The organism is Pseudonocardia xinjiangensis, from assembly GCF_012911925.1.
GTDB lineage: Bacteria > Actinomycetota > Actinomycetes > Mycobacteriales > Pseudonocardiaceae > Pseudonocardia > Pseudonocardia xinjiangensis.
Window position 1 is genome coordinate 49,315 of record NZ_JAAXKY010000006.1, and the last position, 24,595, is coordinate 73,909.

26 protein-coding genes and 1 pseudogene are annotated in these 24,595 nt (G+C 70.8%); 9 read left to right on the top strand and 18 right to left on the bottom strand.

Features of this window, described 5'->3' with window-relative positions; genetic code table 11:
• Positions 1–100: 100 nt before the first annotated feature.
• Together HF577_RS03810 and trpD are read right to left on the bottom strand one after the other, a co-directional pair.
• Positions 101–949 carry an aminoglycoside phosphotransferase family protein gene (locus HF577_RS03810; protein ID WP_169394309.1) on the bottom strand — a complete coding sequence of 283 codons (849 nt, stop codon included), beginning with the start codon at positions 947–949 and terminating at the stop codon, positions 101–103.
• Positions 946–2,078: pseudogene (gene trpD / locus HF577_RS03815) on the bottom strand (anthranilate phosphoribosyltransferase). The gene HF577_RS03810 and the pseudogene trpD overlap by 4 nt, the downstream one beginning before the upstream one ends.
• Before the next feature lie 369 nt (positions 2,079–2,447).
• Here trpD and HF577_RS03820 point away from each other — a divergent pair.
• Positions 2,448–4,160 (top strand): AMP-binding protein, encoded by a 1,713-nt coding sequence (locus HF577_RS03820; protein ID WP_169394310.1) that lies wholly within the window; start codon positions 2,448–2,450, stop codon positions 4,158–4,160.
• Here the strand turns inward: HF577_RS03820 and HF577_RS03825 are convergent, their stop codons facing one another.
• From HF577_RS03825 to HF577_RS03860, 8 genes are all read right to left on the bottom strand, one after another.
• A complete protein-coding gene (locus HF577_RS03825) occupies positions 4,161–4,934 on the bottom strand; it encodes a class I SAM-dependent methyltransferase (protein WP_312858926.1) in 774 nt (257 codons plus the stop codon).
• 150 nt (positions 4,935–5,084) lie between these two features.
• Positions 5,085–6,098 carry an ABC transporter substrate-binding protein gene (locus HF577_RS03830; RefSeq protein ID WP_169394312.1) on the bottom strand — a complete coding sequence of 338 codons (1,014 nt, stop codon included), beginning with the start codon at positions 6,096–6,098 and terminating at the stop codon, positions 5,085–5,087.
• 65 nt (positions 6,099–6,163) lie between these two features.
• A complete protein-coding gene (locus HF577_RS03835; protein ID WP_169394313.1) occupies positions 6,164–7,012 on the bottom strand; it encodes an ABC transporter permease in 849 nt (282 codons plus the stop codon).
• 23 nt (positions 7,013–7,035) lie between these two features.
• Positions 7,036–7,866: an ABC transporter ATP-binding protein gene (locus HF577_RS03840; protein ID WP_169394314.1), complete on the bottom strand. Its 831-nt coding sequence runs from the start codon at positions 7,864–7,866 to the stop codon at positions 7,036–7,038.
• A 129-nt stretch (positions 7,867–7,995) separates the two neighbouring features.
• Positions 7,996–8,553: a TetR/AcrR family transcriptional regulator gene (locus HF577_RS03845; RefSeq protein ID WP_281359649.1), complete on the bottom strand. Its 558-nt coding sequence runs from the start codon at positions 8,551–8,553 to the stop codon at positions 7,996–7,998.
• Positions 8,550–8,870 carry a DMT family transporter gene (locus HF577_RS03850; protein ID WP_169394316.1) on the bottom strand — a complete coding sequence of 107 codons (321 nt, stop codon included), beginning with the start codon at positions 8,868–8,870 and terminating at the stop codon, positions 8,550–8,552. Before HF577_RS03850 ends, HF577_RS03845 begins: the two co-directional genes overlap by 4 nt.
• A 69-nt stretch (positions 8,871–8,939) precedes the next feature.
• Positions 8,940–9,455 (bottom strand): DinB family protein, encoded by a 516-nt coding sequence (locus HF577_RS03855; protein ID WP_312858927.1) that lies wholly within the window; start codon positions 9,453–9,455, stop codon positions 8,940–8,942.
• A gap of 62 nt (positions 9,456–9,517) precedes the next feature.
• Positions 9,518–10,246 (bottom strand): YoaK family protein, encoded by a 729-nt coding sequence (locus tag HF577_RS03860; protein ID WP_312858928.1) that lies wholly within the window; start codon positions 10,244–10,246, stop codon positions 9,518–9,520.
• Positions 10,247–10,491: 245 nt separating this feature from the next.
• On the opposite strand from HF577_RS03860, the gene HF577_RS03865 reads away from it, so the two are divergent.
• A complete protein-coding gene (locus HF577_RS03865; RefSeq protein ID WP_211173752.1) occupies positions 10,492–11,013 on the top strand; it encodes a cupin domain-containing protein in 522 nt (173 codons plus the stop codon).
• A 41-nt stretch (positions 11,014–11,054) separates the two neighbouring features.
• Here the strand turns inward: HF577_RS03865 and HF577_RS03870 are convergent, their stop codons facing one another.
• A complete protein-coding gene (locus HF577_RS03870; protein WP_169394319.1) occupies positions 11,055–11,720 on the bottom strand; it encodes a hemerythrin domain-containing protein in 666 nt (221 codons plus the stop codon).
• Positions 11,721–11,849: 129 nt separating this feature from the next.
• Here HF577_RS03870 and HF577_RS03875 point away from each other — a divergent pair, with 129 nt between their 5' ends.
• The 4 genes from HF577_RS03875 (at position 11,850) to HF577_RS03890 (ending at position 14,885) form a co-directional block, all read left to right on the top strand.
• The gene (locus HF577_RS03875; protein WP_169394320.1) at positions 11,850–12,395 is read left to right on the top strand and encodes an NUDIX hydrolase; all 546 of its coding nucleotides are present in this window, start codon (positions 11,850–11,852) and stop codon (positions 12,393–12,395) included.
• Between the two features lie 198 nt (positions 12,396–12,593).
• Complete coding sequence (locus HF577_RS03880; RefSeq protein ID WP_169394321.1) at positions 12,594–12,863, top strand: hypothetical protein; 270 nt, start codon at positions 12,594–12,596, stop codon at positions 12,861–12,863.
• A gap of 538 nt (positions 12,864–13,401) precedes the next feature.
• Positions 13,402–14,226, top strand: a complete 825-nt coding sequence (locus HF577_RS03885) for a hypothetical protein (RefSeq protein WP_169394322.1) — start codon at positions 13,402–13,404, stop codon at positions 14,224–14,226.
• A 134-nt stretch (positions 14,227–14,360) separates the two neighbouring features.
• Positions 14,361–14,885 (top strand): class F sortase, encoded by a 525-nt coding sequence (locus HF577_RS03890; protein WP_312858929.1) that lies wholly within the window; start codon positions 14,361–14,363, stop codon positions 14,883–14,885.
• Positions 14,886–14,935: 50 nt separating this feature from the next.
• Here the strand turns inward: HF577_RS03890 and HF577_RS03895 are convergent, their stop codons facing one another.
• The 3 genes from HF577_RS03895 to HF577_RS03905 all read right to left on the bottom strand — a co-directional run bounded on the left by HF577_RS03895 (position 14,936) and on the right by HF577_RS03905 (position 18,264).
• Positions 14,936–15,373 carry a hypothetical protein gene (locus HF577_RS03895; protein ID WP_169394324.1) on the bottom strand — a complete coding sequence of 146 codons (438 nt, stop codon included), beginning with the start codon at positions 15,371–15,373 and terminating at the stop codon, positions 14,936–14,938.
• A 175-nt stretch (positions 15,374–15,548) separates the two neighbouring features.
• Positions 15,549–17,240 (bottom strand): FAD-binding dehydrogenase, encoded by a 1,692-nt coding sequence (locus HF577_RS03900; protein WP_169394325.1) that lies wholly within the window; start codon positions 17,238–17,240, stop codon positions 15,549–15,551.
• A 40-nt stretch (positions 17,241–17,280) separates the two neighbouring features.
• Positions 17,281–18,264, bottom strand: a complete 984-nt coding sequence (locus HF577_RS03905; RefSeq protein ID WP_312858930.1) for a patatin-like phospholipase family protein — start codon at positions 18,262–18,264, stop codon at positions 17,281–17,283.
• A gap of 118 nt (positions 18,265–18,382) precedes the next feature.
• Between HF577_RS03905 and HF577_RS03910 the strand changes: the two genes are divergently transcribed.
• Positions 18,383–19,612: a serine hydrolase domain-containing protein gene (locus HF577_RS03910; protein WP_312858931.1), complete on the top strand. Its 1,230-nt coding sequence runs from the start codon at positions 18,383–18,385 to the stop codon at positions 19,610–19,612.
• Between the two features lie 5 nt (positions 19,613–19,617).
• Entirely contained in the window at positions 19,618–20,013 is a 396-nt protein-coding gene (locus HF577_RS03915) for a phage holin family protein (RefSeq protein WP_169394327.1), read from the top strand.
• A gap of 3 nt (positions 20,014–20,016) precedes the next feature.
• On the opposite strand, the gene tenA is transcribed toward HF577_RS03915, so the two are convergent.
• Positions 20,017–20,700 carry a thiaminase II gene (gene tenA / locus HF577_RS03920; protein WP_169394328.1) on the bottom strand — a complete coding sequence of 228 codons (684 nt, stop codon included), beginning with the start codon at positions 20,698–20,700 and terminating at the stop codon, positions 20,017–20,019.
• Positions 20,701–20,921: 221 nt separating this feature from the next.
• Here tenA and HF577_RS03925 point away from each other — a divergent pair, with 221 nt between their 5' ends.
• Positions 20,922–21,137, top strand: coding sequence for a hypothetical protein (locus HF577_RS03925; RefSeq protein WP_246265703.1), 216 nt, complete (start codon positions 20,922–20,924; stop codon positions 21,135–21,137).
• Between the two features lie 13 nt (positions 21,138–21,150).
• Here HF577_RS03925 and HF577_RS03930 read toward each other — a convergent pair whose 3' ends face one another.
• The 3 genes from HF577_RS03930 to HF577_RS03940 all read right to left on the bottom strand — a co-directional run bounded on the left by HF577_RS03930 (position 21,151) and on the right by HF577_RS03940 (position 24,564).
• Positions 21,151–21,417 carry a hypothetical protein gene (locus tag HF577_RS03930; protein WP_169394329.1) on the bottom strand — a complete coding sequence of 89 codons (267 nt, stop codon included), beginning with the start codon at positions 21,415–21,417 and terminating at the stop codon, positions 21,151–21,153.
• A 175-nt stretch (positions 21,418–21,592) separates the two neighbouring features.
• Positions 21,593–23,281: a class I adenylate-forming enzyme family protein gene (locus HF577_RS03935; RefSeq protein WP_169394330.1), complete on the bottom strand. Its 1,689-nt coding sequence runs from the start codon at positions 23,279–23,281 to the stop codon at positions 21,593–21,595.
• Complete coding sequence (locus tag HF577_RS03940) at positions 23,278–24,564, bottom strand: cytochrome P450 (RefSeq protein WP_169394331.1); 1,287 nt, start codon at positions 24,562–24,564, stop codon at positions 23,278–23,280. The genes HF577_RS03935 and HF577_RS03940 overlap by 4 nt, the downstream gene beginning before the upstream one ends.
• Positions 24,565–24,595 lie beyond the last annotated feature (31 nt).

Here is a 24,595-nt window from a genome sequence, read left to right on the forward strand (position 1 = left end):
AGTGTCGGTGGGCATCCCCACCCCCGGAATCCGGACGTTCCCCGGTTCGCGCTCCACAAGTCCGGGTCAACCCGGATTGACCGGCTGTCCGGGACCGTCCTCAGCCCGGGCCGTCGGAGTCCATCCAGCGGACGACGCGCCCGGTGCACTCGGTCATCGCTACGGGGTCGGCGTCGTCGAGGAGGTACTTGACGATCTGCTCCAGTGCAAAGGTGCCGTACCAGGTTCGGGCCCTGGCGTACGTGGCGTCATCGACCGTCTTCGCAAGGGTTGGCCAGCCGTGCGAGTGGGCCAGGCAGGCGACGTCGATGGCGGGGTCGAAGGCATGGGCGAGGTCCCAGTCGATGACGCCGATGACGTGGCCGTCGGGCGACCAGTGCATGTTCTCGCCACAGAGGTCGCCGTGGACGAGCCGGGGCGGAACGGGGTCGAGTGCCAGCACCGCCTCGACGCGCCGCACTGCGGAGGCGCGCAAGCGCGGTGGCAGCCGCGGGACGGCTTCGGCGAGTATCAGTTCCTCCCACCGTTCCCGGCCGGCATAGGCGTGGGGGACGTCGAGAAGCTCGACCAGCGGTTCGAGGTCGACCGCGGCAAGTGCGTCGAGAACATCCCGAAGGGTCGCGGGATCACCGGTGCCGGGCGGTGCGTGCCGGCCGGGGACCCACGACACGGCGACGGCGGTCCAGTCCGGCGTGGAGACGACCGGACCGAGCGGAACCGGGGTGTCGAACGGGAGCCCGGTCTTGGCGAGCTCTCCGAGCAGGGCTGTTCGGCGGGGAAGGTACTCGACAGCCGGTGCGCTCCTGGCTATCCGCACGGCCGCGACGCCGGGGAGCAGAACGACGTCGTGGGAACCGCTGTGAACGACCGCGGCACCGTCGAGGCTGACGCCCGGCAGCAGCGTCTCGACCACGGCGCCCTCACGGTCCGCAGGCGCACGCAGAATCACGTCCCGAGCGTAGATCGTTGATCATCGCCGGCCTCGTCGGCGTTGCTGGTGGCCGCCCAGTGCCCGAGGGTGCGGGTTGCGGCGCCGGAGTCGACGGACCGTGCTGCGGCGTCGAGTGCCGCTGGGAGCGCACCGCGAACGGCGTCGGGGAGATGACGACCGTCGGCGACGTCATGGGCCACGATCGCGGCGGCGGCGTTGAGCAGCACCGCATCCCGGACCGGGCCGGGTTTGCCCGCCAGGACGTCGCGGACGACCCCGGCGTTGTGGACGCGGTCGCCCCCGCGCAGGGCACCGGCGGGCGCGGCCGGTATCCCGAGAGCCGACGGGTCGATCCGCACGCGGGCGACCTGTGAACCGCCGGCGACCCACATCGTCGAGGTCGTCGTCGTGGTGAGCTCGTCGAGGCCGTCGTCGCCGCGGACGACCAGTGCGGTGACGCCACGGTCGGCGAACACCCGGGCCAGCAACGGAGCCTTGGTGCTGTCGGCGCAGCCGATCAGGGAGGCGACCGGTCGCGCCGGGTTGACGAGGGGCCCGAGCAGGTTGAACACGGTGGGCACACCGATCTGACGGCGCGGTGCGGAGGTGTGGGCGAGGCCGGGCTGGAAGACGGGCGCGAAGCAGAACCCGATCCCGCTGGTCGTGACCGTGCGCGCGACGCCGTCCGCTCGCAGTCCGATGCGTATCCCGAGCTCTTCGAGGACATCGGCGGTGCCGCATGTCGACGACGCGCCGCGGCCGCCGTGTTTGACCACGCGCCGGCCCGTGCCTGCCACCACCAGGGCTGCCATCGTCGAGATGTTCACCGTGTCGGCTCCTCGCCCCCGGTGCCCACGACGTCCACGGCCGTCCCCTCGAGACGAACCGGGGTGGCGTTGCGCATCAGGGAGGTCGTCAACCCGGCGATCTCGTCGGCGGTTTCTCCCTTCGCCCGCAGCAGCACGGCGAACGCGGCGATCTGGGCGGGGGTGGCCGTGCCCGCGATGATCTCGTCCATCACCTGTTCCGCGCGCAGCGCCGGCAGATCCTCGCCGCGGAGCAGCGCGGCGAGCACGGTCGGCCACAGACCCGAGGCCGCCCGAGCGGCAGGCGAATCCAGTGGTGGGAGCGACGTAGAGCGGAACATCAGGTGGTCCTTCCGGTTTCGGGACACCAGCCGCCTCGGGCCGGGATCCGAAGATCCGGGAGGGATACGTCAGTCCTCGGCCCCTACGGCAGCCGAGAACAGCGCAAGCTCACGGTCGCCCGGTAGGCGACCACCACCGGAGCTGCGCAGACGACATCACCCGTGCATCTCAGCACCTGCACCGCCACGCGGCAACACACTTGACGGTGCCCCGAGGAGCGCCGGCGGCACGGCCCGGATGCTGAGTATTGATTGTCTACTTTCTCGCTTTTCGCCGAATTGTGAAACTGTGGTAGCAATGCTGATCATGGTTGAATGAGGCGCCTGCGAAGAGGTGAGAGGTGTGAGTCGGATATGAATGAACCACGGGTGAATGACGTGCCGAGCGTGGTGAACGAGGCCGGTTTCCGGGAGGCCTTGACGTTGCGGCCGCCGGATTCGACGGTCCGCCGGTTCCGCGAGTCGCAGGTCTGGCGGGAGGGCACTGTTCTCGACGACCTGACGCGGTGGCGGGACGAGTCCCCCGAGGCGATCGCCATCGTTGCTCAACAGATGGGTACCGGCGTCGAGCGGCTGACGTACCGGCAGTACGCCGACCACGTCGAACGGTTCGCCGGTGCCTTGTACGAACTGGGGATCCGCCCGGGGCAGGTGGTCGCGCTCCAACTGCCCAACCGCTGGCAGGTGAACGTGCTCCTGTTGGCGTGCGCCCGGATCGGGGCCGTGTTCGCGCCGATCATCACGAGCATTCGCCCGCGCGAGCTGGAGCGGGTACTGCGCCGGCTGCAGGCCGGCGTCTTCATCAGCATCGACCGGTGGGACGGCTTCGAGCACGCGTCGGCGCTGGCCGAGTTCGCGCCACGGCTGCCTGACCTGCGCCATCGGGTGGTGCTCGGTGATGCCTCGGACGACGAGATTGATTTCGTCGAGCACTTTCAGAACATTCCGTGGGAACGCACTCACGCCACAGCTCTCGGCGGGTTGTCCGCGGATCCGGACCGGGTCGGCCTGGTGCTGTTCACCTCCGGCACCACGGGGGAGCCGAAAGCGGCGCTGCACACCCTGAACACCCTGTACGCCGCCTACTCCGCCCCGACGTCCGAGGACGGATACGGGTCGGCGGATGTGTTCCTCAGTTCGGGCGCACTGACCCATATCGCAGGCACCGGTCTCTCCATCCTGGTGCCCCTGCTCGTGGGCGGGCGCACGGTCCTACTGGACACGTGGGAGCCGGAAACGGCAGTGGATCTGATGACGGAGAACGCGGTCAGCCTGCTGGGCGGAGTGCCGGTCACGCTGTCCGCGCTGATCGCGGAGTTGCGCAGCCGGCCCACGCCGTTGCCGGCCCTCGGCACGGTCGTGTCCTTCGGGACGCTGACCCCGGGCCCTCTGATCGAGGACGTGCAGTCGGTTTTCGGGCTGCCCCTGCGAACGGCGTGGGGAATGACCGAGACGGCTGGATCTTGTACGTTCATCCGGCGCGATGATCCCGCCGACTGGATCGCCCACAGCGTCGGCCGACCGATTCCCGGAGTGGAGCTCGACCTGCGGCACGAGGGCAGCGCCACCGCAGAGCAGGCCGCGCGGCTGTTCATCCGGGGAGCCCCAGTGTGCCTGGCCACCGTGGGCCGGGACAGCGGCGAGGTGACCGTCATCGCCGAGCACGACGACGGCTGGTACGACACGGGCGACCTGGCCGTCCCGGACGGTCGTGGCGGAATCCAGCTGCTCGGGCGGGCCGCCGACCGGATCGGGGGCGCGTTCATGATCCCCGTCAACGATGTCGAGACGGCGCTGCTGGGACACCCGGACATCGACGACGTGGCGCTCGTCGGTTATCCGGACGGCGGCGGCGGCGAGCTGGCCTGCGCCGTCATCGTCACCCGCGCCGCGCCGCCCTCCATCGCCGATCTGCGGAAGTACCTCGACGAGCTGGGCATGACCGAGTGGTACCAACCCAGCCGGGTCGAAGCCGTGCCCGCACTGCCGCGCAACTCCATGGGGAAGGTCCGCAAGGAACTGCTCCGCCGCTGGCTGCAAGGTGGCGCCGACCCTGCCGCGCTCGACGCCACAGCCCCGTAGTCAGGGCCGGTGGGAGACGACCATGACGAGTGAGCCGAGGAAGTGGGCCTGGGTGCGCAGGTGCCCGTGATCGGCGTCCCAGCGACCCTCGGCCAGGTCCCGCCCCAGGTCGTGCTCGAACCGCTCGTGGACCGCGGGCGGTACGAAGGTCCAGGTCGACATGGCCCGCCGCGCTCCCGGGTCGAGCAGTCGTTCCGGACGGCCGTAGTAGGCCTCGCAGAACCCGTCGACGCAGTGCAGCGGAATCGGGACCGGGGTGACGGTGCACCGCCCGCCGAGACCGGCGGTGATGGCGTCGAGCGGCGGGTCGCGTCGGGCCTCGACGTCGATCGCCTCGGGTGCGTAACGGTTCAGCCAGAACCGGGGCAGCAGGACCGGATCCGAGGTCAGCACGGCAACGGGGCCGCGGGTGACCCGTCGGAGCTCGGCCAGGCCCCGGGCCAGGTCGGTCCACTGGTGCACGGTCTGGACCGCCATCGCCGCGTCGAAGGCGCCGTCGGCGAACGGCAGATCCTCGGCCGTCGCATCCAGCGCCGGCGGACGGTCGGCCGGGCGCTGGGCACGCATCGATGCCGCCGGCTCGACGGCGGTGACCTGCCGATCGGTGGGCTCGTAGGAACCGGCGCCGGCGCCCACGTTCAGCACCGTGGTCGCCGCTCCGAGCGCGTCGTGCAGGACTGCGGCGATCTCCGGATCCGGGCGGCGGTAGTCGCTGTAGCCGGAGCCGATCACGTGATAGTCGACATCGCCGGCACTACCGTCTGCACGCCGCACCCGGGGGACGCTACCCCGCGACATGGACACATATCGCGGATTTGAAGCGCATCCGACAGCGACATGTGTCCACGTCGCGGCTGCCGGGCCGAACTGCGCCTGCACCGCCGGCTCCGGGCTCGCTGACGTCGGCGGTGCGGGCTTCGGTCGTCAGGTCTTGGGGACGTTGGCCGAGTAGGTGTTGTCGACGTAGCGGGAGCTCGGCAGCGGCGTGCTGTAGTTCAGCAGGCCCGCCTGCTGGAACACCTGCTGCATCGAGTCGAGCGTGGCGACGGGCGGGGCGAGGCGGGGATCGAACACGTCAGCGGGCTGCTGCTGCAGCACGCTCAGCTTCTGTCCGATGGCCTTCGCCTCGATCTCCAGGTTGGGGGTCGCCTTGGCCTGGGCACCCTGCAGGTCCTGCGCGCCCTGGGCGAGAGCGTCGAAGAACGGTTGTGCGGCGGGGGACTTGGCGAAGGCGTCCCCGTAGATGACGCCGGTCACGGAGGTGCCCGGCTGGGCGCTCGCGATCAGCTTGCCGGTTCCGGAGCTGACCGCGTCGGACAGGAACGGGCTGGACATCAGAGCCGCCGCGACCCCTCCGGACTTGAGTGCGGCCGCCTGCTCCGGCAGCGGGAGGTTCACCGGCGTGACGTCCTTGAGCGTCAGGTGGTAGGGCGCCAGCGCCTCGGCCAGCAGATAGCCGCCTGCGGCACCCGGTCCGCCGCTGACCCCGATCTTCTTGCCCCGGAGATCGGCGGGGGTCTTCACCGTGCCCGCCATCTGCGAGGAGACCACGAGACCGTCGGCGGCCTGCCCGCTCGGTTCGCCGGCCATCGAGCCGACCACCTTGACGTCCAGCCCCGAGTTGATGCCGTTGAACATGCCCGCGGAGAAGCCCGCGAGCACCGCCTGCACCTTGTTGCTCGCCGCGAGCGCGATGGCGTCCTGCCCCGCCGCCACCGTCGTCAGGTGGACGTCGATGTGGCGCTGCGTGAAGTAACCCTTGCTCATCGCCACGTACAGCGGCGCGAACAGCGACGCGGGCACGTAGGCCACGTCGACCGTCGTGTCGCTCGGTTGCGCGGGGGCCGAGGCGGACGGAGCGCTGCTGCCGCAGGCCACCAGCGCCGCGGCAGCGATGGCGATGATCCCGCCGGTGAGCAGTGGATGACGAACACGCACGGATGAGCTCCTTCTCCTGCGGTTTTGTGTCCTTGTGTCCTTGTGTCGGATGAGAGGGGGCCGCCTCAGTGGCGGGTCGACCACGGCAGTGCCACGCGTTCGGCCAGGAGGACGACACCGGTGGACACGGCGCCGAGCAGCGCGATGGCCACCAGCCCGACATACATGTTGGGCGGCTGGAACAACTGCCAGGAGTTCCAGACCAGATACCCGAGCCCGTCGTCCGAGGCCACCATCTCGGTGGCGGTGATCGCCACCAGTGCCAATGCGATGGCCACCCGCAGCCCGGTGAACACCGACGGGAGACATCCGGGCAGCAGGACGTGGACCAGTTGGCGCCAGCCGGTGGCGCCGTAGGCCCGGCCGGCCTCGAGCAGCCGCGGGTCCAGGTCGCGGATCCCGGAGATCGTGTTGATCTCCATGACGAAGAAGGTGACGGCGACCACCGTCAGGATCTTCGGCAGCTCGCCGATTCCGAAGATCACCAGGAGCAGCGGCAGCAGGGCGATCTGAGGAATGGCGTACAGGGCCGCGAACAACGGCGAGAACGCCGCCCGCAGCGGACGGGACAGGCCCAGCGCGAGACCGACGACGATGCCGCCGGCGGCGCCGACCAGGTAACCGACCCCGAGGCGGACCAGGGTGGCCATGACGTCCTGTTCGAGAGTGCCGTCGGCGAGCAGGTCGCCCGCGGCCGACATGATCTGGGTGGGCGGCGTGAAGATCACCGGATCAACCAGGCCGAGAGACGTCGTCAGTTGCCAGGCCAGGACGAGCACCACCGGCGTCGCGATGCCGAGAAGTACGTCCCGGCCACGCTTGCGCCGGTCGCGGCGGGCGATCCGGGCGATCTCCGCCGTCTCGTTCGTGCCGGTCGCACGCCGGCGCTGCGCGGGTCCGGATGTCGCGCTCACGGGGGGTAGGGAGCGGGTATCGCTCACACCGGGTCCTGCATGCTCGCCGCAACCTCGTTGCGCAGGGACTCCCACAGGGAGAGCTTGAGTTCGACGAACCGCGGTGACGCCGTGGTGGCCATGCCGCGTGGGCGATCGAGATCGACCGTGATGTCCGACGTGATTTCCGCCGGTCGCCTGCTCATCACCAGCACCCGGTCGCCGAGCAGGAGCGCCTCGTCGATGGAGTGGGTGACCATGACAACCGTCCTGCGGTTCTGCTCCCACAACTGGATCAGATCCTCCTGGATGAGCGACCGGGTCTGCGCATCGAGCGCGCCCATCGGCTCGTCCATCAGCAGGATGTCGGGCTCGGTGACGAAAGCGCGGGCGAGCGAAAGACGCTGCCGCATGCCACCGGAGAGCCGGTCCGGGTACGAGTCGGCGAAGGCGTGCAGGCCGACGCGACTGAGCCAGTGCGCGGCCCGTTCGGCGCGTTCCTTCTTGCCGACTCCCGCCATTCGCAACCCGAACTGCACATTCTGTGTCGCCGTGAGCCACGGGAACAGCCCGTTGTCCTGGAACACGAAGGCCACCCGCGCCTGGTGCTGCTCAGCGGCCGACGAGCCGAGGCGGACCGAACCCGAGGTGGCTTCCTCCAGGCCCCCGATGATCCGCAGCAACGTCGACTTGCCGCATCCGGAAGGGCCGACGACCGACAGGAACTGTCCGGTGGGAACGGACAGATCGACATCGCTCAGGGCGTGAACCACCTCCCGGCGGCCGGCGAATACCTTCGATACCCCGTCCAGTCGCACCGCGACGTCGCGATGAACGGCGTCGTCGACGACGGTGGGCCCGTCTCCCAGGTTCATTCCGGCCCATCGTGCCGCGCGGGGGCCGATCGCGCGAAGATCTGGTGACAGCTCACACCGATAACGGATTCATCGACACGATGTGGACATCTGCCGATTCGGGAGTTCCTTTTCTGGTGCGGTGCCGCGCTACGCCGGCTCCAGCACGGACCGCAGCGCATGGTCGAGCGCCTCGACGTCGAGCTCCGCACCGCTCACCACGGCGCGGAGCATCGCGCCGTCGAGGAGCATGCTGACCGCCCGTGCCCGGACCGGGCCGGTGACCGGTTCCAGGATCTCCTGGAGCTGAGCGATCCACATCTCCGCGGGCGGGCGCAGCGCGGGCTCCCGGGCCGCCGCCACGTAGAGCTCGATCTCGACGATCGCTCGTGCGCGATCGGCCAGGTAGTCGGCGGCGAGCTGGACGAGCGCCGTCCGCGGGTGCTCGCCGGCGGCGAGGCGCCGTCCCCATTCCTGAATCTCGGTGGCGTAGGACCGGGCCAGTTGCTCGACGGCGGCCGACACCAGGTCCGACAACGCGGGGAAGTAGTACGTCGTCGACCCGAGGGGCACGTCGGCACGGTCGGCGACCAACCGGTGCGAGACCCTCGACAGGCCGTGCTCGGCCATGACCTCCACCGTGGCGGAGACGATCGCCCGGCGCCGTCCTTCCGGGTCCCGGCGCCGGGGAACCCGCCGGTCGGTCAATGTGCCCCGCCGAGGTTGAGCACCACCACGCCGGCGACGACGAGCACCAGTCCGAGCACCTTCACCACGCTCAGGGACTCGCCGAGGAACGCGACGCCGATGGCGACGATCGCGGCCGTGCCCAGGCCGGACCACATGGCGTACGTGACGCCGACGGGCACCGTCTTGACGACCTGGGTCAGGAAAACGAGGGAGACCCCGTAGGCGGCCAGGCACGCGACGCTGGGCCAGAGCCGGGTGAACCCCTCGGTGGCCTTCAGCAGGCTCGTCCCGAGCACCTCGGCGGCGATGGCGGCGAGCAGGAACACGTACGGCACGGTGAACTCCTCATGTACAGGTGTACATGTACGACCGTACACATCGGCCCGTCCGGCGTACTCCGCCCGTCAGGCCTGAGCGGCCCGCACCAGGCGCAGCTGCCCGATCTCGGCGGCGTTCTTCATCAGCTCGGCGTTCACCCAGGCGGCCATGTGCGCGACGGTGCGTTGAGGGTCGTTCTGCCACGGGAACGGCGCGATCCGGTCGAGGTCAGCATCGGTCAGCGCCTCCATGGCGGCGGACCACTCGGCGCGAAGGCCGTGCAGCCACTCGACTGCCTCGCCGTCACCGGGCCAGGCGATCTCGGTGCGGCGCCGGGGCGGGCGTCCCCGGGTGTGGTCGATCGTCACGCTCCACCACCAGCCGACGTGCCAGATGATCCAGCCGATCGTGGGCACGGGGATCGGGTCGGGCTCGTGGTCCTCCCAGTCCGGCACCCACGAGCCGCCGGCGTCGAGTCTCAGCGTCCAGCAGGTGGCGGCGGGTTCCCACCGGAAGTCCGCCGCCGTCAGCCGCTGCAGGTGGTAGTCCAGCAGCGACCACACCAGGTCGAACTGCCAACGCAGTAGGTCACGACGATGCACGGCGCGATCCTGACAGCACCGCGCGCCGCGGTCGTCGGGTTTCCGGTCCGGCGAGCGATGGGCTACCCCGCGCCGCGAACGTGCCACCCTTCGGCACGGCGGCTGCGCAGTGTGGCGACCAGGGCCACGATCGCCAGTAGTACCGCAGCGAACCCGAGCGCCCATCCGAGGCCTACATGCAGCACCAGCAGCGCACCGACCAGCGCTCCGACGAGCATCGTCAGCACGGCCAGCACCCGTCGCGCGACCGTCGGGTACCCGCCCTTGCGGCCGTCCGCTGCGATGCCCGTCAACGTCATGGTGAGGACCGTGGTGGTCAGGTCCGGCACGGCGAGCCGACGGACTGCCGCGTTCTGCAGTCCCATGGCGACCGCCAGGAAGGCGGCCACGACCGCTGCCGCCATGACTCCGGGAGTGGATGCCAGCAGGACGGCGCACGCGAGACCGACCACCACCAGCCCGAGCTCGATCGCCGTGGCGTTGCGCAGGAGCTTGCCTCGCTGTCCGCTCCAGCGCTCGACGAGAGGGCCGCCGGCGAACGCGCCGACGAGGAACCCCGCCAGGGCGGCCAGGGACGCGACCAGCGAGAACCCGGGCGCGCCTGCCAGCGCGAATCCCACGAACACCACGTTCCCGGTCATGTTGGCGACGAAGACCCTGCCGAGCGCGAGGATGCTGACGGCGTCGACCAGCCCTGTCGCCGTGGTCAGCACCAGGAGAAGGATCGGCAGCGGTCCGTGGACGTCGTTTCGCGCGAGTTCGGTCCACAGCCGCGATCCGGATCCGGCCACTGGCGCCTCCTGGGTGCTGATGAGGCCACCGGTGCCGATGTCCTGCCGGCCATTCTCCACCACCCGGCCGCCCGCGCCGGAATTCGAGAAACGCCGCCGGACTCCGGTCATCGGTGTCGACCACTGGCGGCGCACCGTCGAACGTGGTCGAAGGTGTGACCATGAATGATCAATGCGAAGACTGCCGGTAAGGGAAAACCCCGCACGGCCCGAGCATGGTGTGATCCGATTCTCGAGGAGCAGTAGTGAGTATTTCGTTGCCCACCGCCGGAGATGATCCGCGCTACACGACGCGAGGCGCCGTGTACGTGCCGTCCGGCGCGGGCATCACGAAGTGGTTCTCGGGTGATGTGTACACGACGAAGCTGAGAGCGCAGGATACGAACGGGGCGCTGGGTGTCGTCGACGCATCGGTGCCCGTCGGCAGTGGTCCGGTACCGCACACCCACGCCGACCAGGACGAGACATTCTTCCTGTTGTCAGGGGAACTGGAGTTCCTCGACGGCGACAAGACCTTCATGGCCTACGCCGGAGATCTCGTCTTCGTTCCGCGGAAGATTCGGCACCGGTTCACGAACGTCGGGCTGTATCCGGCGCGGATGTTGTTCTTCTACACTCCCGGTGGCACGGAGAGCACCTTCATCGAAGGCGGCGACGAGCCCGAGGCGGGCGTCATGGTGCAGCCGTGGGGCCCGGAGCGCATCGACGAGCGGGTGCTCTCGATCCTCGCCAAGTACGGCACCGAGGCGCTCCCCGACCTTCCGTGATGCCTGCACCCTTCCGTGGTACCTGCACCGGGTCCGCCACCTCACACCGCCGAGCGGGTGGGGGTTGCCGTGCCGTGCAGGCGCCTGGCGTGCGCCGCGTACGCCCGCGGCCCGATGACCGGCATCAGCAGCCGCGCGATGAGCGGGCCTTGGGCGAGAACGGCCTGCACGACCTCCGGGTCGCCTTCGTACATCGCCATTCCGAAGGCCAGCGGCAGGTGCTTCTTCGGGACTTCACCCATGGCGTGGGCGCCGAGTTCCTGCCACTCCGCGGCCGTGACGTACTTCTCCGCCAATGGCAGGATGTGCTGCTCCTCCAGCGCCGTGTGCTCGACGAGCACCGAGATCAGTCGATCGAGGACCGCGGCCAATGCCTCACGGTGTGAGAACGACGCATCACGACGCCAGCCGGTGAGCGCCGCGGCGATCTCTCCGTTCGCCTGCTCGATGGATTCGTGGTGACCCTCCATCATGTGCACGACGGACGCGATTTCGGCCGGTCCCCGTTCCAGCAGTTTCGGCCACAGTAGTGCGTCCTCGCCCCCGTGGTGCGCATGAAGAAGGGTGCTGATGACGGTGATGTGCCGGCTGATCACCTCGGCCCGCTTCACATCGCCTTCCGGGACACCGCGGACCAACGTCGGCGCCTGGCTGAACTCCCGGCGAAGCAAGACGTGTGTCAGATACATGTCGCGGACGTCGGCCATCGCGCCGGGGGCAGTCGTCATCGTATTCCTCTGATCGCTGATGGGGTGATCCTACGCGTGATGTGCGGCGAATTGTCGGTACCGGCTCGGCGCGCGCGGGACGGGACGGGTGTTCGTTAGGCTGGCGCGGTGTCCACGGCGTGCCTCGACGTGCTGAGCGGATTCCGGCCCCGCAGTCCCTCCGAGGCCGCCGACGTGGCCCGGGTCCTGGAACTGGTGGAGAGCGCGGAAGATCCGTGGCTCCGTTCGACTCCGCTGCACGTCACGGCGTCGGCTCTGATCGTGCATCCCGAGAGCGGCCGGGTTCTGTTGCGTTGGCACCAGCGGCAGCAGGCCTGGTTGCAGGTCGGTGGCCACGGTGACCCGGGGGAGACCGACCCGGTGGAGGTCGCGCTGCGCGAGGGGCGTGAGGAGAGCGGGCTGACCGACCTGCTGCCGTGGCCGGACAGGGCCCTCGTCCACGTGGTGGTCGTTCCGGTGGCCGCCAAGGGCGACGAACCCGCCCACGAACACGCCGATCTGCGGTTCGTGCTGGCCACCGCGGAACCCGACGCGGTCCGCCCGGAGAAGGAGCACGCTCCGCTGCGCTGGCTCAGCGTGGCGGGGGCGCACGCGGTCACCGAGGCGAACGTCCGCGAGACGCTGGCACGCGTCGAGGCGCTGCTCCCGGGCTGACCGTCCGGCGGTCGCGAACCGGCTCCCCGTATCCGGGCCGCCGGACACCGGGCTTCCGCGTATTCGATCTTCTCGGATCGCGGGTCCACCCGAATGGGACCGGACATTGTCGCAATGCGCGAGCGGAGATCTGCGACATGCCTCGTGACGAGGGTGCCGGCGAAGCGGCGGTCTGCCCGCCGACTTCAGGAGCAACAGATGATCTCGATCGTTGGAATGGTCGCGCTGCCGCCGGTGGACGCGCCCGACCACATTCTCGAACAGGCCCGGCAGTTGGCGCACCCGCCGAGTGGTGCGCCCGACGGCCTGCCCCCGGGTGGCGGCTCCTGCGCGTGCGGCCACGGCCGAGATGCTCATGAACATCTCCGGGTCGGCAGCGAGTGCTCGCTGTGCCGGTCCCCGCAGCGCCGGTGTCTGCGGTTCCGCCGGGACGGTGCGGCGGGCACGAACGAGGAGCCGACGGCCTGACGCCGTCACGGCCCGGGTTCGCGCCGACGAGGTCCCGGTCGCCGGTCTCGCCGCCCGCCAGGGCGTCCCGCGGCGATCAACTGTCCTTGCAGCCGGCGTGCCGTCTCCCGTGTCGTCCCGGCCCGCAGCGCTCCCTCGGGACCGCTTGGCGACGCTCGTTGCGCGTCCAACCCTCGTGCTGCAGCCCCGTCGTCGTCGCGGCGTGTGGTCGCGACGGCGCCGGCCGGTAGTGCCGGGCTCTGTCGAGCGACCATGAATCGCACACCTGGCCGCCGATGACTACGGCGGGTGATCCTCCTTGCGAGCTTTTCTCCCCCGAACGGGTTTTTGTGGACGGGCGGGTGAAAGAACGGTAACCACCGGCCTGTGGCGTTTCTGTTCGGAGCGGTGTTCGTTATAACTCGCTGAGGAGCCAACTCAGTTCCCGGCGCGGTCCGATCCTTTTCGGGTGCCCGTCCGGGCGTCACCGATAGGGAGAAAACTCGTGGCATCGGCTAACAGTTCCGCTCGCACGAGAGTGCTGCGACCCTGGATGGGTGTGGCGCTTGCAGTGGGAACCGCCACCGCGATGGTGGCACTGGTGGGGGTCGCGGGCGCGTCCCCGGCTCCGGCCCAGGGTCCGGGCGGGGGCGGCCCCGTTGCGGGACCGCCGCAGGCTCACAGGGCGGCGGCCGTCACCGAGCTCAGCCCGGAGATCGTCGTCGGACCGATCGTCATCCCGGCCATCACCATCCCGGCGATCGGTGGCGACGACCGGGACCGCGACGACCGCCACGGCGGCGACCGTCACGCCGAGGACCACCGCGGCTGGGACGACAAGGACAAGGACAAGCACCACGACCAGGTCAACGCCGAGTCCCACAAGGACGACAAGAAGTTCGGCGAGGCCGAGGACTTCGACAAGGACAAGAAGTTCGACAAGACCGAGGACTTCGACAAGTCCAAGGACCACGACAAGACCGAGGACTTCGACAAGTCCAAGGACCACGACAAGACCGAGGACTTCGACGAGTCCAAGGACCACAACAAGGACGACAACGGCAAGGACGACAACGGCGACGGCGACGACGACAACGGCGACGACGACAACGGCGACGACGACAACGGCGACGACGACAACGGCGACGACGACAACGGCGACGACGACAACGGGAACGGCAACGGCGACAACGGCAACGGTGGCGGCGGCAACGGCGGCGCGCAGGTCCCGAACGTGCCTTCGGGTGGCGTCGAGACTGGCGACGGAAGCACCACTCCCGCCGCTTACGCGATCGGTGCCCTCGCTCTGGCCGGCATGGGCGGAGCCGCCGCGCTGACCGCGCGCCGCACGCAGCGGCAGCGCGCAGGACGTCACGAGGCCTGATGCGTCACCGCCTCGTCCGCCGCCACCCCCGTCGGGTCCTCACTCGGGTCCTGACGGGGGTGGCGGCGCTGTGCGCCGTGTTCAGTCTCGGGCTGGTCGCGTGCGGAATGGAGACCGGCGCCGATCGTCCCGTGGTGACCGCTCCCGCGCCGGGGGAACGGGCACCTGCTCCTTCCGGGGGGCCGTTGGCGGCGCCCCTGCCCCGTTCGGAGCCGGTGAAGATCCAGATCCCGAGCCTCGGGGTCACCTCCGAGCTCATGGATCTCGGCCTGCAGGCCGACGGCACGATGGAGGTGCCACCTGGTGCCTACCCGGCGGGTTGGTACACGGGAGCGCCGAGTCCGGGCGAGCTGGGTCCGGCCGTCATCGCCGGGCACGTCAACTGGGCAGGCAAGGACGGTGTGTTCTCGAAGCTGACGGAGCTCAAGCCCGGTGACCAGGTGGCGGTGGCCCGGCAGGACGGGACCACCGCGCTGTTCCGCGTGGACCGGGTGGCCGAGTACCCGAAGCATCAGTTCCCGACGGAAGCCGTCTACGGGAACATCGATCATGCCGGGCTCCGGCTGATCACCTGTGGCGGTGACTTCGACCGCGAGGCCCACAGCTACGAGGACAACATCGTGGTCTATGCCAGCCTCGTCGGTTCTGCGGCCGTCTGAGCGCGCCCACCGAACCGTTCCCGATCCGGTAGGCCGGTCGTAGCGCCGGCCTACCGGTTCCGGCGGGAGTCCGGTGCGCCGACGAGCCACAGGAGCGTGGAGCGGCTCAGTGCACAGGCGACGATCGCCGCCTGCAGCCCGACGAGCAGCGCGCCGGTCACGACGTCGACGAGGCGGCCGTCCGGTGCGGGTGCCACGGTCAGCAGAACCACCACGCCGGCGGCGACGGTGCCGGCGGCGGTGGACAGCAGCACCCGGCCGATCGGCATCCTCCTGAACAGGGTGACCGCGCCCCAGAGCAGGGTCAGTCCACCGAGGACGGCCACGGCGGCCGCGGTGGTGTCCACCGCACCACCGCGGCCGCCGCCGGCTGCCACCACCGCGGCGAGCGCGATCAGGAGCAGCCCGTCGCCCGCGCCGAGCCCCACCGCGGCGAGTGGAGCGGTGCGGCCGGGTCGAGCGGTCGTCCGGGACCCGCGTTCACGCATGCCTGCCCCTGTCGTCTGTGACGCCACAACTGGACGTCGGCGAAGCACCGTAGAGCGCTACGCCGGTCGGGACGATCACGGGCAGGGGTCGGTCGGGAGCGCCGAGCGGCACGGACGATGCCCGCCTGCTTGCCACGTCCGTTGACGACTGCTGGGCCCGCTCGCCGTGCCAGGGTCACGCTGTGGACAGCGCCGCCGCCCGGCCGGCCTGCCTGCCCGAGAACAGGCACCCGCCGAGGAACGTGCCCTCCAGCGACCGGTAGCCGTGCATCCCGCCCCCGCCGAACCCGGCGACCTCGCCGGCCGCGTAGAGGCCGGGTACGGGGGTGGCGTCGGCGCCCAGCACCCGGCTCGACAGGTCGGTCTGCAGGCCACCCAGCGTCTTGCGGGTGAGGATGCTGAGCCGTACGGCGATCAGCGGGCCGTTCGCCGGGTCGAGGATCTTGTGCGGCGGCGCGATGCGGACCAGCCGGTCGCCGCGGTAGCGCCGCGCGGCGTGGATGGCAGCGAGCTGCAGGTCCTTGGTGAAGGGGTTGTCGATCTCCCGGTCCCGGGCGACGATCTGGCGCTGCAGCTCGGCGAGCTCGATCAGCGGTTCGGGCCCGTCCGCTCCGCCGGTGTTCGCGACGAGCTTGTTCATGCCCGTGACGAGCTCGGCGAGCGTGTCGGCGACGACGAAGTCCACGCCCTTGTCCATGAACGCCTGCACCGGTGCCGGCGCTCCCGGCCGGATCCGGCCGAGGGTGGCCCGGACGTCCTTGCCGGTGAGGTCGGGATTCTGCTCCGAGCCCGAGAGCGCGAACTCCTTCTCGATGATCTTGCGCGTGAGTACCAGCCACGAGTGGTCGAACCCGGTCCGGGCGATCGCCTCGAGCGTGCCGAGGGTGTCGAAGCTGGGGAAGTTCGGCGCGGGGAAACGCCTGCCGCGCGCGTCGAACCAGAGAGACGAGGGCCCGGCGAGGATCCGGATCCCGTGCAGGCCCCAGATCGGGTCCCAGTTGTGGACGCCCTCGGTGTAGTGCCACATGCGGTCGCGGTTGACCAGCCGCCCACCGGCCCGCTCGGTGATCGCCAGCATCCGGCCGTCGACGTGCTCGGGGACGCCGGAGATCATGCGGCGCGGCACCGGGCCCAGGCGGGACGGCCAATTGGCACGCACCAGATCGTGATCGGCGCCGATCCCGCCGGAGGTGACGATCACGGCCTGGGCGTGCAGCTCGAACTCGCCGGCCTCGGTGCGGGAGCTCGCCGTGCCGCGCGCCGCGGTGCTCGGCTCGAGCACGGCGCCCCGCACGCCGTCGACGGCCCCGTCGGTGACCGTCAGGCCGTCCACCCGGTGCCGGAAGCGCAGCTCGACGAGCCCCTTCGCCACGGCGTCGCGCACCCGGCGCTCGAACGGGGCGACGAGCCCCGGCCCGGTGCCCCAGGTGATGTGGAAGCGCGGAACGGAGTTGCCGTGGCCGTCGGCCAGGTAGCCGCCCCGCTCGGCCCAGCCCACGATCGGGAACCAGCGCACCCCCTGCTCGTGCAGCCATGCGCGCTTCTCGCCGTTCGCGAAGTCGAGATAGGCGGTGGCCCACTGCCGGGCCCAGAAGTCCTCGCCCTGTGGGTCGTCGACCCCGCGGTCGAACGTGGCGCTGCCCAGCCAGTCCTGCATCGCGAGATCGAAGGAGTCGCGGATGCCCATCCGGCGTTGCTCGGGGGAGTCGACGAGGAACAGTCCGCCGAAGGACCAGAACGCCTGGCCGCCGAGCCCCGTGTCGGGCTCCTGGTCCAGCAGCAGCACCCGCCGGCCCGCATCGGCGAGCTCGGCTGTTGCGACGAGACCCGCGAGACCCGCCCCGACCACGATGACATCAGCGTCCACGCGGTCACACTCCCGGCGCCTGCGGATCAGGTCAAGGCGGTCAGAGGATCACATCGGGCTCTACCCGGCGCAGGGCCGAGACGACCGTCCGGTACCCGGCCTGCGCGGCGCGCTCCACCCGGGCGACGTCGATGGTGAGCCCGCGGACACCGAGGTCCTGCTCCGGCACCAGAGCCAGCAGATGCGCGCCTGCGCGGGAGGGATGGGCCGCGTCGTCGAGGACGGCGAGCGCCGGGCCGTGCCGGTTGCTCTCCTGCGCGATCATCCCCAGCCCGGGGGCCAGCCGGTCCAGCGCGCGTGCCCACCGGGCGGGCCCCGCGCCCGGGTCGGCCCGGCGCAGCTCCGGAACGGTGCGGTTGAGCAGCGCCAGCACGTGGGTGGCGCCGTCGCGCAGGGCACGCAGCACCGGCAGCGGCTCGGCGACCGACCCGTCGATCCACCGGCGCCCGTGCAGCTCCACCGGTGGGCCGGCCAGCAGCGGGATCGACGCGGTCGCCCGCAGCGCCCGCTTCCACTCCTCGGGCGTGGCGGGTTCGAGGACGTGCGGCTGCAGGTCGTCGGCTGCGGTGGCGACCACCCGCAGCGGCATCGCGGACGAGCCCAGCCGGTCCCACGCCATCGGCTTGGAGTGGACGAGGACGTGGTCGATCAGGTGGTCCAGCGACACGACCGGCCGGCGTACCCCGAACCGGCGCGGGTCGATGAAGGCGCGACACGCCATGTCCTCGAAGAAGATGTGCGCCGAGCCGCGGCCGTCGCCGAGCAGCAGGGCCGCGCCGATGTAGGCACCCGCCGAGCTGCCGTAGACCACGTCGAACCAGGGCGCGAGCCCGGCGTCGTCGAGTGCGTGGGCCATCCCCCCGGCATAGGCACCCCGCATGCCGCCACCGCTGACCACGAGCGCGATCCGGTTGCCGTCGGCCCGGCTGCCTGCGGCCCGCCGGCGCAGCAGCGCACGGAGCACCTCCTCGTCGCCGCGCAGCGCGGGCGAGGCGTCGAGGACCGGCTCGAATCGGGTGGCCACGCCCCGATACTCCCGTGCCGTCGCCGCCGCAGGGGACAAGTGTGACCTGTCGGGTGGGTCGGCATCCCTCGGAAGAGAGGGGCGGCGCCGGGAGATCTTGCGGATGTAGGGTCGGATCGTGGCGCAGCTGAAGGTTGACGCGGAGCCGGACGAGGTCGGAATCGACGGAGCGCGGCTGTCGCGCATCGACGCGCATTTCAAACGCTACGTCGACGACGGCCGGCTCGCGGGCTGGACGATCGCCCTCGCCCGGCGCGGCAAGGTGGCGCACCTGAGCCACTACGGGCTGGCCGATCTGGAGACGCGACGCCCGGTCGCCGACGACACGATCTGGCGCATCTACTCGATGACCAAGCCCATCACGTCAGTGGCCGCGCTGATGCTCCTGGAGCGCGGTGCGCTCGAGCTCACCGACCCCGTGTCGCGCTACATCCCGGCCTTCGCCGACTCCCGCGTCTACGTCAGCGGCTCGGCGGCCAACCCGGGCACCGTGCCCGCCACCGAGCCGGTCCGCATCTGGCACCTGCTCACCCACACCGCAGGGCTCACCTACGGCTTCCACCACGCGCACGCCGTCGACGAGATGTACCGGGCGAAGGGCATGGAGTTCGGGGCGCCGCGGGGGATGGACCTCGCCGGAGCCTGCGAGGTCTTCGCGGGGCTGCCGCTGCTGTTCCAGCCCGGCGCGGAGTGGAACTACTCGGTGGCCACCGACGTGCTCGGCCGCGTCGTCGAGGTGGCTTCCGGGCAGTCGCTCGACGCCTTCTTCACCGAGCACATCCTCGGCCCGCTCGGCATGGAGGACACGGCCTTCTCGGTCACCTCGGACGACATCGACCGGCTCGCCACCCTGTACGTGCGCGGCCACGACGGCGCGCTGGCCCGATCCGCCATGGGTGAGGGCGCCACCCGGCCGCCCACGTACCTCTCCGGAGGTGGGGGGCTCGTCTCCACGGCGGCCGACTACCACCGCTTCAGCCAGATGCTCGCGCGGGGCGGCGAGCTCGACGGCGTCCGGCTGCTCGCACCGCGCACCGTCGCCTACATGACACGGAACCACCTCCCCGGCGGAGCCGACCTCGACCAGGTCGGGCGGCCCATGTTCTCGGAGTCGCCGTTCCGCGGTGTCGGCTTCGGCCTCGGTGTCTCCGTGGTCGTCGACGCCGCAGCCGGCAAGGCGATGGCGCAGGAGGGCGAGTACGGGTGGGGCGGCCTGGCCAGCACCGCGTTCTGGGTCGCCCCCGCCGCCGAGGTGACGGCGCTGTTCCTCACCCAGTTCATGCCCTCGAGCGCCTACCCCATCCGCTCCCAGCTCCGCGCGCTGGTCAACCAGGCGCTGCTGGACTGATCCCGGTGTCCAACGCGCTCGCGCTCGCGATCCGGGTGGCCGTGGTGGCGGTCAGCCTGTGGGTGGCCACCATCGTCGTGCCCGGCATCGACGACACGGCGGGCACCACCGGCAGCCGGGTCGGCACCCTCGTCGTCGTCGCCCTGATCTTCGGCGTGGTCAACGCCGTGCTGAAGCCGATCATCAAGGTGGTGGGCTGCCCGTTCTACGTGCTGACCCTCGGCCTCATCGGGCTGGTGGTGAACGCGCTGCTCTTCCTGCTGGTCGGCTACATCGCCGTGGGGATCGGCCTGCCGTTCAGCGTGGACGGGTTCGGCCCCGCGTTCGTCGGCGCGATCGTGGTGGCGGTGGTCGGGTTCATCCTGCATTTCGTGATCCCCGACCGGCTCGACCACCGCTGACGGTCAGACCGGCCAGGTCTCGAGGCGGTAGGCGGCGTCCCAGAACATCCACTCGTAGCGTGACGTGGTGCGGAAGTGCCTGCGCATCACCGTGCGCTCGCCCTCGGACATCCCCGCCCCGATGCGGTCGGTGAGCGCGAGCACCGAGTCGACCACCGCCTGGAAGTCGTCGCTGCCGTACATCGCGATCCAGCGGGCGTAGAGCGGATCGGGCGAGCTGCGGGTCAGCAGCTCCTCGCCGACCCGCGCATAGATCCAGTAACAGGGCAGCACAGCGCCGACGGCGTCGGCGAACGACCCGCCCAGCGCCGACGCGAGCATGTAGCTGACGTAGGCCTGCGTCGTGGGGGCGATCGGCTCCTGCATCGCCTGCTCGGGGGAGCTCCCCATCTCGCCCATCAGGGCGGCGTGCAGGTCCCGCTCGGCGGCGATGGCGCCTGCCGAATGGGCGGCGAACATCACCGTGGCGTCCTCGTCGGGCGCCTTCGCGGCGCACACCGCGAGAGCCTTGGCGTAGCCGCGCAGGTAGTGCGCGTCCTGCACGATGTAGTGCCGGAACGAGTCACGAGGCAGCGTGCCATCGGTCAGCCCGGCGATGAACGGGTGGGCGAGGATGGCGGCGTAGATGTCCTCGACGTCGGACCAGAGCACGTCGCGGGTACGGACGGCGGAGTCGGTCGCTGTCATGCCGATCACGCTACGGGTGCGGCGGACCGTTGCGGAACACCGCGCTGCGCGGTCGGCCAGGCCACCGACACCGGACGGTCACCCGGCGTTCGCGTGGATGAGATGTCGGTCACTCTTCGGGTACGTTTGACCGGGGAGGTTCACCATGGACAGCTCAACGGGTGGCGACTCAGCGCTGAGAGCGCGCCGGACCGGACAGCACCCCCCGGAGGAGAGTCCTCATGATCCCCGTCCCCATGGATCACCACGACAAGATGCGGCTGCGGGCCGCTGCGTTCCGCGCCACCCGGCTGTACCCGGGTCCCGTCGGAGAGCTGCTCTCCCGTGAGCTGCTCACGTGGGAGGAGTTCGGCTACCGGCTCGGCGGCGGGCAGCTCGTGATGCGCCTCGTCGACCACGTTCTGCAGTCCCCGATCGGCCAGGCCGAGGCGGCCTGACACCGCACCGGGTTCAGCGGCCGTTCCTGTCGTAGGTGACGGTGACGGTCGCGCCCCCGGAGGCAGGCATGCCGTCGGCCATCGCACCCGCCGTCGCTGCCACCACCATCAGAGCCGTCACCGTCACGAGCGTGCCGACGAGGCCGACCACGTCCGCGACCACCGCGAGGTAGGTGCGCGGGGTGGCCCGGCGCCGGTGCCTGCCCACGGTCTCGGCCGGGCAGGAGCGCGGCGGCCGCACGTCGGCCCCGTCAGCGGGGGATGCAGCGGCAGCGGGCATGGCGACCACCGGCTTCGTGAGCAGGGACGGGTGACGACCGCCCAGCCGCGGATGCGACGGGTGACGGTCGGGTGTCCGGTCCGGTGCGCGCGTGCCGGGTGTCCGTACGCCCGGAACATCGCTGCTAGGAGGCGTGGCGTTAACGTGGGGTCACCCGTACGGGTGCCGGCGCGCCTCAGGCCAGCCGCTCCCGCAGCTCCCGCTTGAGCACCTTGCCCGCGGCCGACACCGGGATCTCGTCCACCAGGTGCACCTCGCGGAGCCGCTTGTAGGGCAACACCTGCGTGTTGACCGCCTCCATCAGCGCCGTGGCCTCGGCATCGCCGAACCCGGGGGCGACGACGAAGGCCACCGGGAGCTCGCCGACCTGCGGATCCGGTCGCCCGACCACCGCGGCGCCCACGACTCCCGCACGCGTGAACAGCAGCTCCTCCAGCTCGCGCGGGTACACGTTGTAGCCCTTGTAGAGCAGCATGTCCTTCTTGCGGTCGACGATGGACAGATAGCCGTCCTCGTCGAGCACGCCGACGTCCCCGGTGCGCAGCCAGCCGTCCACCAGCGTGGCGGCGTTCTCCTCCGGCCGGTCCTTGTAGCCGACCATCACCTGTGGGCCGCGGATGCACACCTCCCCGGCCTCCCCGGTCGGGAGCGGTGTGAGGTCCTCGCCCGCGGGATCGACGATGCGGACCTCGGTGTCGGGCACCGGCGTGCCCACGGTGCCGACCTTGCGGACGCCGGAGCGCCACGAGGGTCCGAGAGTGGCGCCCATCGTCACCTCGGTGAGCCCGTAGCCCTCGACGATGACGACGTCGTCGCCGAACCGGCGCTGCAGCGCCTGGATCATCTCCACCGGCAGCGGGGCCGCGCCGGACGAGATGCCGCGGACGGAGGACAGGTCGCGGGTGGCGAGGTCGGGATGGCGCAGCAGCGCGCCGAACAGCGGCGGCGCCCCGCCCATGCCCGTGACGCGGAACCGCTCGGCGTCGGCGAGGTAGGCGCCGGGGTCGAACCGCTCGTGCAGCACGGTGGTGCTTCCGCTCAGCATCGGGACGTTGAGGCCGCCGATCGTGCCCATGGCGTGGAACCAGGGCGTGAGGTTGATGGCGGTGCCGGTGCCCAGGCGCACGGGGTACTCCTCGACCGGCGCTCGCTGGTCGAGCACGACACCGCCGAACTCGTCGAGCGCGGGTACGGAGCCGTTGCCCCGGCATGCGAACTGCAGCGAGTTGACCACCACGTTGCGGTGCGGGAGCTGCACCCCCTTGGACCGGCCCGTGGTGCCCCCGGTGTAGGCCAGATGCGCCAGGTCGCGATACACGTCGATCTCGACGGCCGGATCGTCGGTGGGGGCGTCGGCGTGGAAGGCCTCGAAGTCCTGCGCTCCCGGGAAAGCGTCGAGGGACACCCGGTGCGCCGGGTCGAGCGCCTGCTCCCGGTCGGTGACCAGCACCAACCGGATGTTCGTGTGCTGCTGCACCGCCGCCAGCGCCGGCGCGGCAGGCAGCCAGGTGACCGCGGCGACGGCGCCGCAGTCGGCCAGCTGGGCCGCGAGGTCGGCCGGTGGGAGCAGGGGGTTGGTGGGGGAGAACGTGGCGCCGGCCAGGAGGACGCCGTAGTAGGCGATGGGGTACTGCGGGCAGTTGGGGAGATGGAGGGCCACCACGTCGCCGCGCCCCACCCCGGCGCCGCGCAGGGCGTTGGCGAAGGCGCAGGCCCGCTCGTGGATCTGGGCGAACGACAGCTCACGCCCGGCGAAGTGCACGGCGGTGCGCCCGCCGAACCGCCGGGCGGAGCCGGCGAGCACCGCGCCGACCGGCACCTCCGGGTAGTCGAGCGTGTCGGGGACGGGGCCGGCTCCCGTCATCGGGCGCCGCCGGGCGTGAACGCCACGGGCATGCGCTTGATGCCGTTGATGAACATCGACTGGAGCCGGTCCGGCGGTGCGGTGACGTGGATGTCGGGGACGCGGGTGAGCAGCTCCCGGAACATCACCGACATCTCCCGGCGTGCCAGGTGGGCGCCGAGGCAGAAGTGCGGGCCCGGGCCACCGAACCCGACGTGCGGGCTGGGCGAGCGCCGGACGTCGAACACGTCCGGATCGGTGAAGTGCGCGGGGTCGCGGTTGGCCGCCCAGTAGAAGAGCACCACCTTGTCACCCTCGCTCATCGCCTGGCCGCCGAGCACCGTGTCGGACGCCACCGTGCGCCGCATGAAGATCACCGGGGACGCCCAGCGCACGATCTCCTCCACCGCGGTGGGGGTGACGCCGTCGATGTCGGCGAGCCACGCGGCGCGCTGGTCGGGGTGCTCGGTGAGCAGGTGCAGGCCCCAGCTGATGGCGTTGCGGGTGGTCTCGTTGCCCGCCACGACCAGCAGGATGAAGAAGGACGCGAGCTCGTCGGGGGTGAGTCGCTCGCCGTCGATCTCGGCGTTGACGAGCAGGGACGTGAGGTCGTCGGTGGGGTTCGCGGTGCGGAGCCTGCCCAGGTCGCGCATCAGTTCGGCCAGCTCACCGCCGGCCTGCAGGACCGCCATGACGATGTTGTCGGCGTCGGAGACGTACTCGGGGTCCCCGGCACCCAGAATGATGTTCGACCTCGTGTAGATGAACTCGTACTGGCTCTCCGGCACGCCCATCATGTCGCAGACGATCTTCAGCGGCAGCCGGGCCGAGATCGCGGAGACGGCGTCGCACTCGCCTGCGTCGATCACGTCGTCGACGATGGCCCGCGCCGTGCGCTCCACGTCGTCGGTGAGGGCACCGAGCCGCTTCGGGGTGAACCCGCGGGAGACGATCCGCCGCAGGCGCGCGTGCCGGGGGTCGTCCATCCCGATCATCGAACCGAAGAACTCGATGAACTCGGCTGGGAAGTCCGCGATGGACGTCGAGCCCTTCGACGAGGTGAAGACGGCCGGGTTGCGGCTGGCCGTGACGAGGTCGTCCAGCTTCGTGACGGCCCAGTAGCCGGCTCCCCTCGGGAGGATGCTCACCTGGGGTTCCTCGTAGAACGAGATCGGCTCGCGCTCCCGCAACGCGGCGAAGGCCGCTGCTCGCTCAGCGATCGGGAGGGTCCAGAAGCCGGGGATGTCGGACAGGTTCGGCCGGCCGGTCCAGGTGCTTCCCGCGGCGGTGCTCGTGGGTGCCAACTCTGAGCCTCCTAGCAGTGGGGGTGAGCCC

What these genes read in the sequence shown, in the direction of transcription:
- HF577_RS03930 (WP_169394329.1), bottom strand. Translation starts at nt 21,417, where the DNA reads ATGCCCGCTGCCGCTGCATCCCCCGCTGACGGGGCCGACGTGCGGCCG.
- HF577_RS03895 (WP_169394324.1), bottom strand. Translation starts at nt 15,373, where the DNA reads ATGCGTGAACGCGGGTCCCGGACGACCGCTCGACCCGGCCGCACCGCT.
- HF577_RS03840 (WP_169394314.1), bottom strand. Translation starts at nt 7,866, where the DNA reads ATGAACCTGGGAGACGGGCCCACCGTCGTCGACGACGCCGTTCATCGC.
- HF577_RS03925 (WP_246265703.1), top strand. Translation starts at nt 20,922, where the DNA reads ATGATCCCCGTCCCCATGGATCACCACGACAAGATGCGGCTGCGGGCC.
- HF577_RS03935 (WP_169394330.1), bottom strand. Translation starts at nt 23,281, where the DNA reads ATGACGGGAGCCGGCCCCGTCCCCGACACGCTCGACTACCCGGAGGTG.
- HF577_RS03870 (WP_169394319.1), bottom strand. Translation starts at nt 11,720, where the DNA reads ATGGCCGACGTCCGCGACATGTATCTGACACACGTCTTGCTTCGCCGG.
- HF577_RS03880 (WP_169394321.1), top strand. Translation starts at nt 12,594, where the DNA reads ATGATCTCGATCGTTGGAATGGTCGCGCTGCCGCCGGTGGACGCGCCC.
- tenA (WP_169394328.1), bottom strand. Translation starts at nt 20,700, where the DNA reads ATGACAGCGACCGACTCCGCCGTCCGTACCCGCGACGTGCTCTGGTCC.